Annotated in this window: 10 protein-coding genes; 4 read left to right on the forward strand and 6 right to left on the reverse strand. The window is 70.6% G+C overall.

All coding sequences use genetic code 11. The annotated features are described in order from the left end of the window. Positions 1–26: 26 nt before the first annotated feature. From EER30_RS02225 to EER30_RS02250, 6 genes are all read right to left on the reverse strand, one after another. Positions 27–3,167: a cyclic nucleotide-binding protein gene (locus EER30_RS02225; RefSeq protein ID WP_127497732.1), complete on the reverse strand. Its 3,141-nt coding sequence runs from the start codon at positions 3,165–3,167 to the stop codon at positions 27–29. A 195-nt stretch (positions 3,168–3,362) separates the two neighbouring features. Next, on the reverse strand, positions 3,363–5,072 hold the full coding sequence (locus EER30_RS02230; RefSeq protein WP_127497734.1) for a trypsin-like peptidase domain-containing protein: 1,710 nt from the start codon (positions 5,070–5,072) through the stop codon (positions 3,363–3,365). 39 nt (positions 5,073–5,111) lie between these two features. Continuing rightward, entirely contained in the window at positions 5,112–6,692 is a 1,581-nt protein-coding gene (locus EER30_RS02235; RefSeq protein ID WP_127497736.1) for a sensor histidine kinase, read from the reverse strand. Positions 6,693–6,700: 8 nt separating this feature from the next. Further along, entirely contained in the window at positions 6,701–7,414 is a 714-nt protein-coding gene (locus EER30_RS02240) for a response regulator transcription factor (protein ID WP_127497738.1), read from the reverse strand. A gap of 79 nt (positions 7,415–7,493) precedes the next feature. After that, entirely contained in the window at positions 7,494–8,261 is a 768-nt protein-coding gene (locus EER30_RS02245) for a lysophospholipid acyltransferase family protein (RefSeq protein ID WP_127497740.1), read from the reverse strand. Continuing rightward, positions 8,258–9,022, reverse strand: coding sequence for a GNAT family N-acetyltransferase (locus tag EER30_RS02250; RefSeq protein ID WP_127497742.1), 765 nt, complete (start codon positions 9,020–9,022; stop codon positions 8,258–8,260). Before EER30_RS02250 ends, EER30_RS02245 begins: the two co-directional genes overlap by 4 nt. A 94-nt stretch (positions 9,023–9,116) precedes the next feature. Between EER30_RS02250 and EER30_RS02255 the strand changes: the two genes are divergently transcribed. From EER30_RS02255 to EER30_RS02270, 4 genes are all read left to right on the forward strand, one after another. Further along, a complete protein-coding gene (locus EER30_RS02255; RefSeq protein WP_127497744.1) occupies positions 9,117–9,773 on the forward strand; it encodes a hypothetical protein in 657 nt (218 codons plus the stop codon). A 41-nt stretch (positions 9,774–9,814) separates the two neighbouring features. Then, the gene (locus EER30_RS02260) at positions 9,815–10,735 is read left to right on the forward strand and encodes an ABC transporter ATP-binding protein (protein WP_127497746.1); all 921 of its coding nucleotides are present in this window, start codon (positions 9,815–9,817) and stop codon (positions 10,733–10,735) included. After that, complete coding sequence (locus tag EER30_RS02265) at positions 10,732–11,550, forward strand: prolipoprotein diacylglyceryl transferase family protein (RefSeq protein WP_127497748.1); 819 nt, start codon at positions 10,732–10,734, stop codon at positions 11,548–11,550. Before EER30_RS02260 ends, EER30_RS02265 begins: the two co-directional genes overlap by 4 nt. A 111-nt stretch (positions 11,551–11,661) precedes the next feature. After that, a complete protein-coding gene (locus tag EER30_RS02270; protein ID WP_127497750.1) occupies positions 11,662–15,399 on the forward strand; it encodes a multifunctional oxoglutarate decarboxylase/oxoglutarate dehydrogenase thiamine pyrophosphate-binding subunit/dihydrolipoyllysine-residue succinyltransferase subunit in 3,738 nt (1,245 codons plus the stop codon). The last annotated feature ends 50 nt before the right edge of the window (positions 15,400–15,449 follow it).

Below are 15,449 nucleotides of genomic sequence, written 5' to 3' on the forward strand. Positions count from 1 at the left end.
GGGTGACGCCACCGGGGCGCCTCCCGTCACTGTTCGCCGGAACTCGGCGTCGGAGTGGGGTCAGGCGTCGGCGGCGGCGTGGTGGGTGGCGTCGTCGGCGGGGTGGTGGGCGGCGTCGTCGTCGGCTTCGTGGGCGTCTTGATGGGCGGACGCGTCGTCGGAGCCGTGGTCGGCCTGGTCGTGGCGGGGGCGGTCGTCGGCCGGGTGGTGCGAGTTGGATCGACGGTCGGGTCAACGGTCTGTGACGGCGTGACTACAGTACCGCTCGGCGACGTCGAAACGCTCGGCTCGATCGAGGGATCGCTCAGCTCCGGATCGGACGGCAGCGGCTCCTCCGGCTCGGCACTGCTCGACGCGGGCGGCTCGACCGGCACACCGTCGCCGCACGCGAGATCGCCCCCGGTGACCTTGCTGGGCTTGCCGTCCACAGCGACCGATCCACGCGACACGGTGACCGCGGCGGGCTCGACCGAATACCAGGCCGGCCCGGTGCTGGTGACCTTGCTGGTGCTGCGCTCGATGGTCAGAGCAAGAGGCTCGTACGCTCCGCTGGTGCTGCCCGTGCCGGCGAGCATGCGGCCGCTCTGCAGCGAGATCGTCGCCCGCGGACTCTGATCGCGGCCGCCGCCGGTGCTGAGCTTGCCGATGCCGGCCTTGGCGCCCGCGCAGAGCAGCGCGGTCGCCCCGCCCGGGAACGTCAGCGTGGCCGACGACCGGGACGTGACGGTGACCGTCTCGCCCTGATCGATGTAGCGCCGCGCACCGGCGGACAGATTGCTGGGGACGCCGTCGAGGGTCGCGGTGACCGGACCCGCCTCGACTACGAGCAACACCTTGTCGGCGGGCATCTCAGCCCAGGCCGGGCCGGCTCGGAACGACAGTCCGGTCAGGACCAGAGCCACGGTCAGCACACCGGCGACCGACCAGGTGAGGCCGCGCTCGAAACGACGGTCGGCCTCGGGGTTGCCGTCGCCCGTGGGCGGGCCGGGCGGCAGCGTGAGCGGCGGATAGGTGCCGCCGCCGGGAGCGCCCGGGCGCAGGGTGCCCTTCGCGGCGACGACCGGCATCGGCGAGCCGGGCCGGTGGGTGGCCCCGACCAGCGGCGGTACGTCGGACGCGTCGGGCAGGACCCAGAGGCGTACGGGGGTGATGGTCTGGGCGACCATGCCCGGGTTGCCGTCGCCGACCGGGCCGACCAGGGTGCCGCGGCGCAGCTCGACGCCGTCGGGCAGCGCGATCACGCCCGACTCGACCACCACGGCGTGGGTCGGTCCGGGCAGAATCACCGGCGCGCCCGGGTCGAGGTCGACCGGGTGGGACGAGGCGATCAGGGCGAGCCGCTGGTCGACGGCGAGACCGGCGAGGGCGGGGGTGTCGGCGAACAGCGCCTCGGCCTCGGCGCGGTCGTGCGGTGGCGGACCGGGCAGCGGTCCGACCACAGTGGCCACCGTGGCGGTCGGGATGGACAGCAGCGTGGTGCCGGCGGTGTGCCAGTCGAGCTGGGTGGCCCGGCCGGTGATCGCGTTGACCAGGCCGACGACGGCGCCGGGGCCGACGTGGTGGCGGATCGTTCCGGGCGGGTCACCCGGACGGCGGGCCTCGAGCGCGCCCTCGACGACGACGTAGACGGCCTCCTGCGCGCCGCCGGCCGCGACGATCTGGCGGCCGGTCGGCGGGTGCACCCAGCGGGCCCGCGACGCCAGGCCCTGCAGCGCCGGCTCGGGCAGACCGCCCAGCTCGGACGCCTGCAGTGCGGCCAGACGGCGCGGACTGTCGGCCTCGCGGTCGTTCTCGGCGCGCTTCAGCCGGGAGGTGGTCCACCAGCGCGTGAACCGGCCGAGCAGGAAATAGACGACCGGGGCGGCCAGGCCGAGCGTGACGGCGAACAGCAGCAGGACACCGAGCGGGCCGTCGTGCCAGAGCCCGGTGGCCAGGCCGGAGAGCCGGTCCTCCCAGATGCGGACGGCCACGTTGACGGCGACGGCGAGCCAGCAGAGGGCCAGGAAGCCGTAGAGGGCGACGAGACGCCCCTCGCGGTCGAGGTTGCCCCAGCGCGGCGGGCGGCCCCGCAACCGTCCGCTCACCCAGGCCAGCGCCCGGTTGCGGAGCTGCGGGAGCTCCAGCCAGTTCATCAGCAGATATTGCCCGTCGAGGGGCAGCAGCGGGCTGAGGTGGACGAAGGCGCTCAGGTAGCACAGGAAGGCGAGTTTGAAGGCCAGGTCGGCGCCCGAGGGGACGGCCAGGCCGGCGAGCTGGGCGACCCCGCCGAGCAGCAACGCGCTGACCGGGCCGACGCCGTAGACCAGCATGCGGGCCCGGCGGCCGGCCATCCAGACGTCGCTGGTGTCGACGAAGAGCGAGGGCAGTCCGAACCAGACGAGGAAGCCGGCGGCCGGCACCTCACGGCCGGCGCGCTTGGCCGCCATCGCCCGCGCATACTCCCGGACGCCGACGACGACGGCGTTGAGTAGCACTAACGTGATCGCACCGGCCAGATAGGAGTCACCGGTGAGGAAGAGCGAGCGACTGCCCCGCGACCAGGTGACCACGAAAAGACCGAGGCCGACCGCGGCGATCAGGACGGTGAGAACCGCGACGGCCTTGGTGAACAGCAACCGGCCACCGGCGCGGTAGAGGGCGGTCGCGAGACCGTCCACGTTGACCATCAGCATGCGACGACCGCGGGCGGCGGCCAGCAGCGAGTGGCCGACCCGCTCGGGCAGCGCCCGGCGCCGCAGCTCCTGCAGAGGGCGGAAGGCATCCATCGGCAGTTCGTCGAGCATGCGGTTGCCGGCCAGGTCGGCCACCACGCGGCGCACCTGGTCGGGGGCGAGGCGGCCGGCGATGCGGGCGAACTCGGCGACGAGGCGGGCCACCGTGTGCTCGCCGTCCATCAGCAGTGCGAGCTCCCACTCGTCGAGAGTCAGCCGCAGATAGCTGGAACGGTCGCCGTCACTGGGCGAGCGCAGCATGATGTAGAGGCCGCCGCGAGCGTCGACGAGTTGGACGTATTCCACTCCGGCGCGCAGCACGGGGCGGGCACTGGTGGGATTGAGGCGGTCGACGACCGCTCCCCACAGCCCGGGGTCGGCCGGGCCGGACGGCTCTCCGGGTGCGCGACCCGCCAGCGCCTCCCAGACGTTCATCCGGGTCTCGACGTACGTCAACTGGTGCCTCTCACTGCTGGGGGAACCGCCGATGGCGAATGGCAGATTAGGCGGTCAGTGAGCACAATGGCGAGTCCCCGGTGCCGAAGAACCCCGTTTTCTCCCGATTTCGGCAAATAGCCCCGGACAAACGTACGGCGGGTGGTGTGACAACCCCCTTGTCACACCACCCGCCGCACCGAAAGGGGCAAAGTTTTACTGAGCCTCGGCCAACGTGACCGTGACCTGCTTCTTCTCGCCGCCGCGGGTGAACTCGATCGTCATCTTCTGGCCGACCGCTCCGGACTGGACGGCCGCGATCAGGTCGTTGGCGTCGTTGATGTTCTTGCCGTCGGCCGAGGTGATCACGTCGCCCTGCTGGAGGCCGGCCTTGGCCGCGGCGCTGCTGGGCGTGACCTGGCTGACCAGGGCGCCGCCGTTCTCCGCCTCGGCCACGCCGACGCCGAGCGCCGGGTGGCTGACCTTCTTACCGGCCATCAGGTCGTCGGCCACCTGGCGGGCCTTGTCGCTCGGGATGGCGAAGCCCAGACCGATGTTGCCCGAGCTGCCGCCCTGGGTGGCGATCGCCGAGTTGATGCCGATGACCTCGCTGTTGACGTTGACCAGGGCGCCGCCGGAGTTGCCCGGGTTGATCGGCGCGTCGGTCTGCAGCAGGCCGGACATCGAGGTGGTCGAGCCCTGCTGTTGCTGCTGCTGACCGCCGAACGGGCTCTGCTGGTTGTCCTCACCGCCGGACTGGATGGTGCGGTCCTTCGCGCTGATGATGCCGGCGGTGACCGAGCCTTCCAGGCCGAGCGGGCTGCCGATCGCCAGCACCGTGTCGCCGACCTGCACCTTGGCGCTGCTGCCGAAGGTAGCGGCCTTGAGGTTCGACAGGCCCGACGTCTTGACCACGGCGAGGTCGGTGCGCGGGTCGGTGCCGACGATCTTGGCGTCGGCCTTGTTGCCGTCGGCGAAGATCACCGTGACGTTGCTGCCCTGCGCGGTGGAGACCACGTGGTTGTTGGTGACGATGTAGCCGTCGGCGGAGATCACCACGCCGGAGCCCTCACCGCTGCCCGTGGTGATCGACACGACGCTGTCCTGCACGGCGGCGGCGATCTGGGCCAGCGACGAACGGTCGACCACACGGGAGACCGACGAGTTGCCGGTCTGCACCGAGGGCGACCGGCCGCCGTCGTCGAAGGCGAGCGCGGTCGCGGCGCCGACGCCACCCGCGCCGAGCGCGATCAGCACGGCGGCCGCGCCGGCCAGGAAGATCTTGCGGCCGCGGCCGTTGCCCCGCGGCTGCTGGTCGACGGACTGAGCCCACACGGGCTGCCCGTCGGAGCCCGGAGCCCAGCCCGGCTGGCCCCCGGCGCCCGGCGACCAGGCCTGGCCCTCGCCCCAGGCCTGACCCTCGGCGCCGGCGAGCGGCTGGGTCTGCGTCGTGCCACCGAGTGGCTGGGTCGGGGTCGTGCCGCCGAGCGGCTGGGCCGGCGGTGTGCCGGGCGCCCAGGCGCTGGCGTAACCCGGCTGGTAGGTGGGCTGCTGCGGGTAACCCGGCTGAGCCTGCTGGCCGTAACCCGGGTGCTGGGGCTGCTGATAGCCCGCGTGTTGCCAGGGGGACGGTTGCTGCCACTGAGGCGCGCCCGACTGGGGGATGCCGGACTGGGGGACGCCCGACTGGGGGATCGCGGACTGCGGCGCGGCTGACGGAACACCCGACGGGGGAACAACACCCGGCTGGGCCGCGGCGGGGTGGGGAGCCTCCGGCGCCGGCCGGCCCCACTGCGGGGCGGCGGGCGCGGCCGGCGGCGGAACAGCGGGCTGCGCGGCGGTCGGCTGCTCAGACTGTCCCCGGTCCGGGCTGCTGCTCTCCGTGGAGGCGTCCGCGGGTCGCGGGTCGGTCTCGTTCTCGTTCATGCCCACAACCTTGCCCCGTCGCGCTCGGTCAGACCTGTGCTAGCCCTGGATGTTTTCTGAGAACCCTTTGTCCGGGTTCAACGTGGGCAGAGTGACCTTGAAGGTCGCCCCCTCGCCGCGTTCGCTGATCACCTCGACGGTTCCCTGGTGCGACCTGACGATAGCCGCCACGATCGCCAGCCCGAGCCCCGTGCCGGTCGCCGCCCGGTCGGTGCGCCGGGTGCGGGCCTCGTCGGCACGGTAGAACCGCTCGAAGACGTGTGCCTTCTGCTGGGGCGTGAGGCCCGGCCCGGTGTCCGACACCTCGATCACCGCCCGGTCGCCCGGCTCGGCATAGAGCCGCAGCGAGACGGTGGCCTCGGGCGGGGTGTGCACCAGCGCGTTGGTCATCAGGTTGCCGATCACCTGCCGTAGACGGGCGTCGTCGCCGTAGGCCACGAGCCGGTCGGGGTGGTCGCGGACCTCGAGCTCGATGGTGCGCTCGGGAGCCATCGCCTCGGCGGCCTGCACCGCGTCGAGAGCGAGCACGGGCAACTCGACCGGGCCGAGAGTGAGCGGGCGTTCCCGGTCGAGCCGGGCCAGCAGCAGCAGGTCCTCGACGAGCAGGCCCATGCGAGCGGCCTCGTCCTCGATGCGGCGCACCAGCTTGGCGACGTCTTCCGGGTCGGTCACGGCGCCCTGGCGATAGAGCTCGGCGAAGCCGCGGATGGTCGTCAGCGGGGTGCGCAGTTCGTGGGACGCGTCGGCCACGAACTGCCGCATCTTGCCCTCGGACCGCACCGCGCGGGCCTCGGAGAGCTGGGCGGCGTCGGCCGCCTCGACGGCCGAGGCCTCGGCCGCGCGGGCCGCCGCCTCGGACTGTTCCCGCGCGCTGAACGCGGCCTCGATCTGGGCCAGCATCGCGTTGAGGGCACGCGCCAGCCGGCCCAGTTCCGTAGTGGGTTCACCGCCGTGCGGTTCGGGGTCGGGCACGCGCTGGGTGAGGTCGCCGGCCGCGATGGCGGCGGCGGTTCGCTCGATCTGTAACAGCGGCACCAGGCTCTGCCGCACGATCGCGGCGCCGATGGAGGCGAGCGCGATCAGCACGCCGATGCCGACGAGCAGGTCGACCCAGACCATCTGGTTGACCGCCAGGCCGATCACCGACAGCTTCTCGGCGACCTGGATGACCTGGGTGTTCTGGTCGACGACGATCACCACACGCCAGTGCACGTTGCCGTTGGGCGAGCGCACCGTGTAGGGCTCGCCGAGCACGGCGTTGACCTCGTCGAGGCCCTTGACCAGGGGCGGGAAGTCTTCCGGACCGAGCGAGTCATCGCCCACGAACGGCTTGTCGGAACGCACGCCCCAGATCGACGAGGTCGACACGTAGAAATCGCCCGGGACCGTGACCTCGGTGTTGTACCTGGCCTGGGCGATGGTCTGCGCGTAGGCCTTGAGGGAGGAGTCGACCCGGTCGAGCAGGTAGTTGTGCAACGCATAGGTGCTGGCCGCGCTGATCGCGGTGAGCGCGGCGAAGACCAGCACCAGGACCGCTGCCACCAGCTTGATCCGCAGCGACACCTGACGCAGGCTGGGCTGCGGCGGGATCGAGTTGCGGACCCGCTCGGTGAGCGTCACGGCGGGGCTCAGACCGCGGGTTTGCGAAGCACGTAGCCCACGCCGCGCAGGGTATGGATCAGGCGAGGCTGCACGTTGTCGACCTTGCGGCGCAGGTAGGAGATGTAGGACTCCACGATGTTGTCGTCACCGCGGAAATCGTACTTCCACACGTGGTCGAGGATCTGCGCCTTGGAGAGCACCCGGTTGGCGTTGAGCATGAGGTAGCGCAGGAGCTTGAACTCGGTCGGCGAGAGCTGGACCCGCTGACCGGCCCGGTAGACCTCGTGGGTCTCCTCGTCGAGCTCGAGGTCGGCGAAGACCAGGCGCGACGGCTCGTCGTCGCCCTGCGTGGTGCGGCGCAGCACCGCCCGGATGCGGGCGGTGAGCTCCTCGAGGCTGAACGGCTTGGTGACGTAGTCGTCGCCGCCCAGGGTGAGACCGCGGATCTTGTCGTCGGTGCCGTCGCGGGCGGTCAGGAAGACCACCGGGGTGCGCTGGCCCCCCTCGCGCATGAGCCGGATGACCTCGAAACCGTCGAGGTCGGGCAGCATGACGTCGAGAACGACGAGGTCAGGGGTGGTGTTTTTCGCCGCGCTGACCGCCGCGCTGCCGCTCGTCGCGGTGCTCACGTCGAAGCCGGCGAAGCGAAGACTGGCGGAGAGCAGCTCGAGGATGTTCGCGTCGTCCTCGACGACGAGCAGTTTCGCCTCGCTCTGCTTGGGCTGGGTCTGGGCGGCCATGCGGCCCATTGTTTATCAGTCCGCTGCAGCTTGCCTGCATGGAAGCTGAAAGTTCTCTGTAAGCTCACACACTCCGAGCTCAGGCGGCCAGACGATACCCGGAGACTCCCATCGACGACTGGGCCGCGCGGGCCAGCATCCGGCGGTCGGCGCCGGAGGCGGGCCGCAGCGCGGGGGCGGTCACGAGGGTAACCGTCAGCGACCGTAGCGCGGCCACTCGGCGTACGGAATCAAGCAGGGTGTCGTCGCCGATGAAGGCGACCGCCGTCGAGTCGTAGCGGATCGAGGCCGGCACCACCGGAGCGCCCGCGTCGATAGCCGCCTGGAACAGCGCCGGCCGGAAGCGGCCCTGGTTGACGCCGCAGAACGTGGTGCCCTCGGGGAACGCGGCGACCGTGCGGCCCGCCCTCAGTGCCTCGGCCACCTCAGCGACCGTCGTTGGCAGCGTCTTCGGGCGCGAACGCTCGATGAAGATCGTGCCGGAGAGCCCGGCCAGCGACCCGATGCCCGGCCACGAGCCGACCTCGCCCTTGGCCACCAGCCGCACCGGCGAGACCGCCATCAGCACCAGGATGTCCAGCCAGGAGACGTGGTTGGCGACGAGCAGACTGCCCGGCCGCATCGCCGGGCCCTTGCGCTCGACCCGGATGCCGAGAACGGCGAGCATCGTGCGGGCCAGACCACGCAGGGCGACGCCCCGCAGCACAAGAGCCAGAAGCAGACCCCCGACGAGTACGACCCCGAGCGTGACCATGCGCAGGGCGGTGATCCCGGGGGCGGCGTGGCGGTCGGCGCCGTCGCGGCAATGGTCGCCGCAGTCCGACACCGGCTGCCAGAGCCCGGTCATCGGGTGGCCCCCAGGAAGTGCCGGCGGTAGCGCGGGTCGAGCCGGTCCATCGAGAACAGCACGTAGAAGTCGGCGCAGTTGAAGTCCGGGTCGAACGCGGGCCGTCCGCAGACCCAGCTGCCCAGCCGCAGATAGCCCTTGAGCAGCGCGGGTGGCTGCGTCTTGGGGTCTCCGACCAGGTCGGTGCCGGCCAGCCAGTCGCGCCGCGGAGTGACCCGCAGGGTGGGCGGCGACAGGTGCTTGGCCTGCACGCGGGCCCAGACGCCGGCCGCGGTCGCGCCGCCGTCGTCGAGCGGCACCGAGGCGCAGCCGCCGAGCCAGCGCAGGTTGTTCAGGTGCATGTAGCGGGCGATGCCGGCCCACATCAGGTTGATCACCGAGCCGGTGCGGTGGTCCGGGTGCACGCACGAGCGCCCGGTCTCGACGAGCTGGTCACGCAGGGGGCTCAGCGCGCTCAGGTCGAACTCGCCGTCGCCGTAGCGGCGGCCGGCCCGGTCGGCGGCGCGGGGAGGAAGCATCCGGTAGGTGCCGACCACGTCGCCGGTCGCGTCGTCGCGCACGATCAGGTGGTCGCAGTAGTCGTCGAACTCGTCGGCGTCACGGCCGTCGGCGGTGGCGCCGGTGAGTGTGGCGCCCATCTCGGCGGCGAAGACGTCGTGGCGCAGCCGCTGGGCGGCGGCCACCTGGCTCTGGTCGTCGGCGATCAGAAGCGTGTAGCCGCTGGTCCCGGTGGGGGCGGCGGCGGTCAGAAGAACAGCCATGTGATGTGTGTAAGCGCGACACCTGCCGATGGAATGTCGCGTCAGGTGGCGAAGCATGTCCACAAAATGAACGCCTTGTGCGAGCCTTCCACGCATGGAGATTCCAAGAACCTTCAACGGGCCCCCCGAATCCGGCAACGGCGGGTGGTCGGCGGGCATGTTCGCAGCTCAGGCCGGAGCCCGGGTGGGCGGGCCGGCGCTGGAGGTGACCCTGCGGGTGCCGCCGCCGCTCGAGACGCCCCTGAGCTATGCCGACGGCTCGGTGCTCGACGGCGAGACGCTGGTGGCGACGGTGACCGAGGCCGCGGGCGAGATCCCGGCGGTCGGACCGGTCGGGCTGGCCACGGCCGAGGTGGCCGCCGACTCGTACCCCGGCTTCATCCGGCACCCCTTCCCCACGTGTTACGTCTGCGGCCCGGAGCGGCCCGACGGGTTGCGCATCTTCTCCGGTCCACTGCCCGACGGGCGTACGGCCGCGCCCTGGGTCGTGCCCGCCGAGATCGACCTGCCGGTGGTCTGGGCCGCGCTCGACTGTCCCGGTGGCTGGACGGCGTTGCAGCACGGACGCACGTACGTGCTGGGACGCATCGCGGTGAGCGCCGACGCATTGCCCGAGCCGGGGTCGACCTGCGTGGTCGTCGGCGAGGCGACCGAGTTCGCGGGGCGCAAGGCGATGGTGCTCTCGACGATCTACGCACCGGACGGCACGAAGATCGCCGCCGCTCGGGCCACGTGGATCGCCACGAGCTAGTAAGTTGACCTGACTCACCCGCGGGAAGGGGACCAGCGTCGATGAGCAGGCCCGGTACCGACGAGATCGTCGTCGAACATCTCACAAAGCAGTACAAACGCCTGCGAGCCGTCGACGACCTCTCCTTCCGGGTGCGGTCCGGCCGGGTGACCGGTTTCCTCGGCCCCAACGGCGCCGGCAAGACCACCACCCTGCGCATGCTGCTCGGCCTGGTCACACCGACCGCCGGCACGGCGACCTTCGGCAGCCGGAAGTACGTCGACCTGCCCGACCCGGTCCGCGAGGTCGGCGCGGTGCTCGAGGCCTCGAGCGCGAACCGCGGCCGCACCGGGCGCAATCACCTGCGCATGATCTGCCGCGCGGCCGGCCTGCCCGACAGCCGGGCCGACGAGGTGCTCGCGACGGTCGGCCTGACCCCGGCCGCGAACCGCAAGTTCAAGGGCTACTCGCTCGGCATGAAGCAGCGGCTCGGCATCGCCGCCGCGCTGCTCGGCGACCCGCGGGTGCTGATCCTCGACGAACCCGCCAACGGTTTGGACCCCGAGGGCATCCGGTGGATGCGTGACCTGCTCAAATCGCTCGCGGCCGAGGGCCGTACGGTGCTGGTCTCGAGCCATCTGCTGGGCGAGATGCAGCTGCTCGCCGACGACGTGGTGATCGTGGCGGCCGGCAAGCTGATCCGGCAGGGCCCGGTCCACGACGTGCTCGGCGACGGCAGCGGCCATGCCCAGGTGCGGGTCCGCAGCCCCCAGACCGAGCAGCTCACCGCCGCACTGGCGACCTTGGGCGCGACGGTGACTCCGGCGCCCGACGGTTCTCTGCTCGTGCACGGGGCCGAGGCGGCCGCGATCGGGCACGCCGCCTTCACCGCCGGCGTCGAGTTGCACGAGCTGGCCACCGAACAAGGCGATCTCGAACAGGTCTTCCTGCAGCTCACGGCCGGAAAGGCGGGCATCCGATGAGTCTGGTCAACGCCGAGCTCTTCAAGGTCCGCACCACCTCGCTCTGGTGGATCATGGGGATCATCCTGCTTCCCCTGTACGCCGCGAGCGTGCTGGCCAACTGGGCGCAGTACGCGAACTCGGAGGTCACCGGCGACACCACCGACCTCCAGGCGCAGCAGATCCAGGCCGCGCTGCAGCCGATCAACGTCGCGACCAGCCTCTACACGAGCGGGCAGTACTTCGGCATCCTGATCGTGCTGCTGCTCTCGGCGATCATCGTGACCAGCGAGTTCTTCCACCTCACGGCGACCACCACGTTCCTGACGACGCCGCACCGTGAGGCCGTGATCCTGGCCAAGTTCGGGGCGGCGGTCATCATCGCCGCGGTGATCTGGCTGTTCACCACGGTCGTCAACCTGATCGTGGTGCCGCTGATCCTGGGCAACCTCGACCTGCCGACCCAGCTCGGCGAGCCGGCCGTGTGGCGGGCGATCGGGTTGAACGCACTGGCCTTCGTGCTCTGGGCGATCCTCGGCGTCGGCGCCGGGGTGCTGATCCGCAGCCAGATCGCGGCGACCCTGATCCTAGCGATCACCTATGTCGCCGGCACGGCCGTCGTCAGCATCATCTTCGCGCTGCTCACCAACTTCGTCGCCGAGTGGATCAACAACCTCCAGGTGCTGGTCCCGACGAGCGCGTCGCAGCTCATGATCTCGGGCACCGACCTGCCCGGTTCGCCGCCGCAATGGGTCGGCGCGATCGTGCTGATCGGCTATGCGGTGGTCACCGGTTTGCTCGGCACGTGGATCACCAAGCGCAGAGACATCAGCTGACCCGGCACCCAACCGCCCGCCCGTTCGTTCTTTCCCACGGCGTAACCTGGATGCCGAATCCTTCCCGTCCATGTGACGCCGACAACATTGGTGAAAGAGGCGAACACGGAAGTGTCGACCCAGCAGACTTCGCACGAGAACCCACTCGCGGATTTCGGTCCGAACGAGTGGATCGTCGATGAGATGTACCAGCGCTATCTGGCCGACCCCACCAGCGTCGACCCGGCCTGGCACGACTTCTTCGCCGATTACAAGCCCGCGATGGCCACGGGTTCGATCGTGACGCCCGACGAGGCCAAGGCCGCGAACGCGACCGCCTCGGCGGCCCGCGCCGGCACCGACGCCCCGGCGGCAGCTACGGTCGCGCCGGTCAAGCCGACTGTTCCCGCCAAGCCGACTGCTCCCGCCGAGTCCGACACCCAGCCCAAGACGGCTCCCGCCAAGCCCGCGCCGGCCGCCAAGCCCGCCGCCACGCCGAACGGGAAGGCACCCGAGGGCGCCAAGGTCACCACGCTGCGCGGCGTCGCGGCCAAGATCGTGCAGAACATGGACGCCTCGCTCGAGGTGCCGACCGCGACCTCGGTGCGCGCCGTCCCGGCCAAGCTCATGGTCGACAACCGCATCGTGATCAACAACCACCTCGCCCGCGGGCGGGGCGGGAAGGTCAGCTTCACCCACCTCATCGGCTGGGCGATGATCCGCGCGGTCATGCAGCACCCCGAGATGAACAACTCGTTCGCCGAGGTCGACGGCAAGCCCGCGCTGGTCCAGCCGGAGCACGTCAACCTCGGCATCGCCATCGACCTCGCCAAGAAAGACGGCACCCGCGCTCTCGTGGTCCCGTCCATCAAGAACTGCGAGCAGATGGACTTCCGTAAGTTCTGGCAGGCCTACGAGGACGTCGTCCGTCGCGCCCGCCGCAACGAGCTGACGATGGACGACTACTCGGGCACGACGATCTCGCTGACCAACCCCGGCGGCATCGGCACGGTCCACTCGATCCCGCGCCTCATGGCCGGCCAGAGCGCGATCATCGGCGTCGGCGCGATGGAATACCCCGCGCCCTACTCCGGCATGAGCGACGAGACCCTCTCCGAGCACGGCGTCAGCAAGGTCACCACGCTGACCAGCACCTACGACCACCGGGTCATCCAGGGTGCGCAGTCCGGCGAGTTCCTCAAGGCCATGCACGAGTTCCTGCTCGGCGAGCACGGCTTCTACGACGAGATCTTCACGTCGCTACGCATTCCGTACGAGCCGGTCCGCTGGGTGCGCGACGTCGCCCGCACCAGCGAGGGCCAGATCGACAAGGCCGCCCGGGTCATCGAGCTGATCCACGCCTACCGGGTGCGCGGTCACCTGATGGCCGACACCGACCCGCTCGAGTTCGAGATCCGCCGCCACCCCGACCTCGACGTGCTCCAGCACGGCCTGACGCTGTGGGACCTCGACCGTACGTTCCCGGTCGGTGGGTTCAGCGGCAAGCAGCGCATGAAGCTGCGTGACGTGCTGGGCGTCCTGCGTGACACCTACTGCCGTCGCGTCGGCATCGAATACATGCACATCCAGGGCCCCGAGGAACGGCGCTGGATCCAGGACCGCATCGAGATCAAATACACGAAGCCCGACTCGGACGAGCAGAAGCACATCCTCAACCGGCTGAACGCCGCCGAGGCCTTCGAGACGTTCCTGCAGACCAAGTTCGTGGGGCAGAAGCGGTTCTCGCTCGAGGGTGGCGAGTCGCTGATCCCGCTGCTCGACGCCGTTCTCGAGTCGTCGGCCGAGGCCGGTCTCGACGAGATGGTCATCGGCATGGCCCACCGCGGCCGGCTCAACGTGCTGGCCAACATCGTCGGCAAGCCGTACGAGAAGATCTTCAACGAGTTCGAGGGTCAGATGGACCCGAAGTCGGCGCACGGCTCCGGGGACGTGAAATACCACCTGGGCCAGAGCGGCAAATACACCACGCCCGACGGTGAATACTCGACGACGGTCAGCGTGGTCGCCAACCCCTCCCACCTGGAGGCGGTCGACCCCGTGCTGGAGGGCATCGTCCGGGCCAAGCAGGACCGGCTCGACCTCGGCCTCCACGGCTACACGGTGCTGCCGCTGCTCGTGCACGGCGACGCCGCGTTCGCCGGTCAGGGTGTGGTCGCCGAGACGCTCAACCTCTCGCAGCTGCGCGGTTACCGCACCGGCGGCAGCGTCCACGTCGTCGTCAACAACCAGGTCGGCTTCACCACCGCCCCGGAATACAGCCGCTCGTCGATGTATTCGTCCGACGTGGCCCGGATGATCCAGGCGCCGATCTTCCACGTGAACGGCGACGACCCCGAGGCCGTCGTACGGGTCGCGAAGCTCGCCTTCGAGTACCGCCAGGCGTTCAACAAGGACGTCGTCATCGACCTGGTCTGCTACCGCCGCCGGGGCCACAACGAGGGCGACGACCCGTCGATGACCAACCCCCGGATGTACGAGATCATCGACACCAAGCGGTCGGTGCGCAAGCTCTACACCGAGGAACTGATCGGCCGCGGCGACATCACCGTCGAGGGCGCTCAGGAACAGCTGCGCGACTACCAGTCGCAGCTCGAGCAGGTCTTCAAGGCCACCCGCGACGCGGCCGGCACCCCGCCGCGCCCGCGCGTGATCGCCGAGGAGGCCGAGCCCGAGGTTGACACCGCGGTCGACGCCGCCACCGTGCGCGCGGTCGGCCAGTCGCACGTCGACCTGCCCGAGGGCTTCACCCCGCACAAGCGCGTGCAGCAGTTGCTCGAGCGGCGCGCCAAGATGTCGGCCGAGGGCCACATCGACTGGGGCTTCGGCGAGCTGGTCGCGTTCGGTTCGCTGCTCGCGCAGGGCGTCACGGTCCGGCTCGCCGGGCAAGACTCGCGCCGTGGCACGTTCGTCTCCCGGCACGCCTCGATTGTCGACGCCAAGACCGGCAACGACTTCCTGCCGTTGTCCACGCTGACGACCGGCAACGCGCGGTTCTTCGTGCACGACTCGCTGCTCAGCGAGTACGCGGCGATGGGCTTCGAGTACGGCTACTCGGTCGAGAACCCCGAGGCGCTGGTCCTGTGGGAGGCGCAGTTCGGCGACTTCGTCAACGGCGCCCAGACGATCGTGGACGAGTTCATCTCGTCGGGCGAGGTGAAGTGGGGCCAGCAGTCGTCGCTGGTGCTGCTGCTCCCGCACGGCCAGGAGGGCCAGGGCCCCGACCACTCCTCGGGCCGTCCCGAGCGGTTCCTGCAGCTCTGCGCCCAGGACAACATGCGGGTCGCCAACCCGACGACCCCGGCGAACTACTTCCACCTGCTACGCCGCCAGGCTCTGTCGAGCAAGCGCAAGCCGCTGGTCGTCTTCTCGCCCAAGTCGCTGCTGCGTCACAAGCTCGCGGTGTCGTCGGTCGCCGACTTCACCGAGGGCACGTTCCAGCCGGTGATCGGCGACGCCGGCGTCAACGGCACGCCGCTCGACGCCAAGTCGGTCAAGCGGGTGCTGCTCTGCTCGGGCAAGGTCTACTACGACCTGTTCCAGGCCCGGGCCGAGCGCGGCATCACCGACACGGCGATCGTGCGCATGGAGCAGATCTACCCGCTGCCGGTCAACGAGCTCAAGGCGATCCTCGGCCAGTTCCCGAACGCCGAAGACTTCGTCTGGGTGCAGGAGGAGCCGGCCAACCAGGGTGCCTGGTCGTTCGTCGCGCTCAACCTGCTCGAGCACCTCGAGGGCGTCCGGCTGCGGCGCATCTCCCGCCCGGCCGCCGCGGCGCCCGCGGTGGGTTCGGCCAAGATGCACGAGGCCGAGCAGAACGCGCTGATCGAGGCCGCGCTACCGCGTCCGTAGGTTTCATCGCTCGAGAGGGGGCGCTCCGCTTCGGCGGGGCGCCCCCTCTT

Source organism: Actinoplanes solisilvae (genome assembly GCF_003999975.1).
GTDB lineage: Bacteria > Actinomycetota > Actinomycetes > Mycobacteriales > Micromonosporaceae > Actinoplanes > Actinoplanes solisilvae.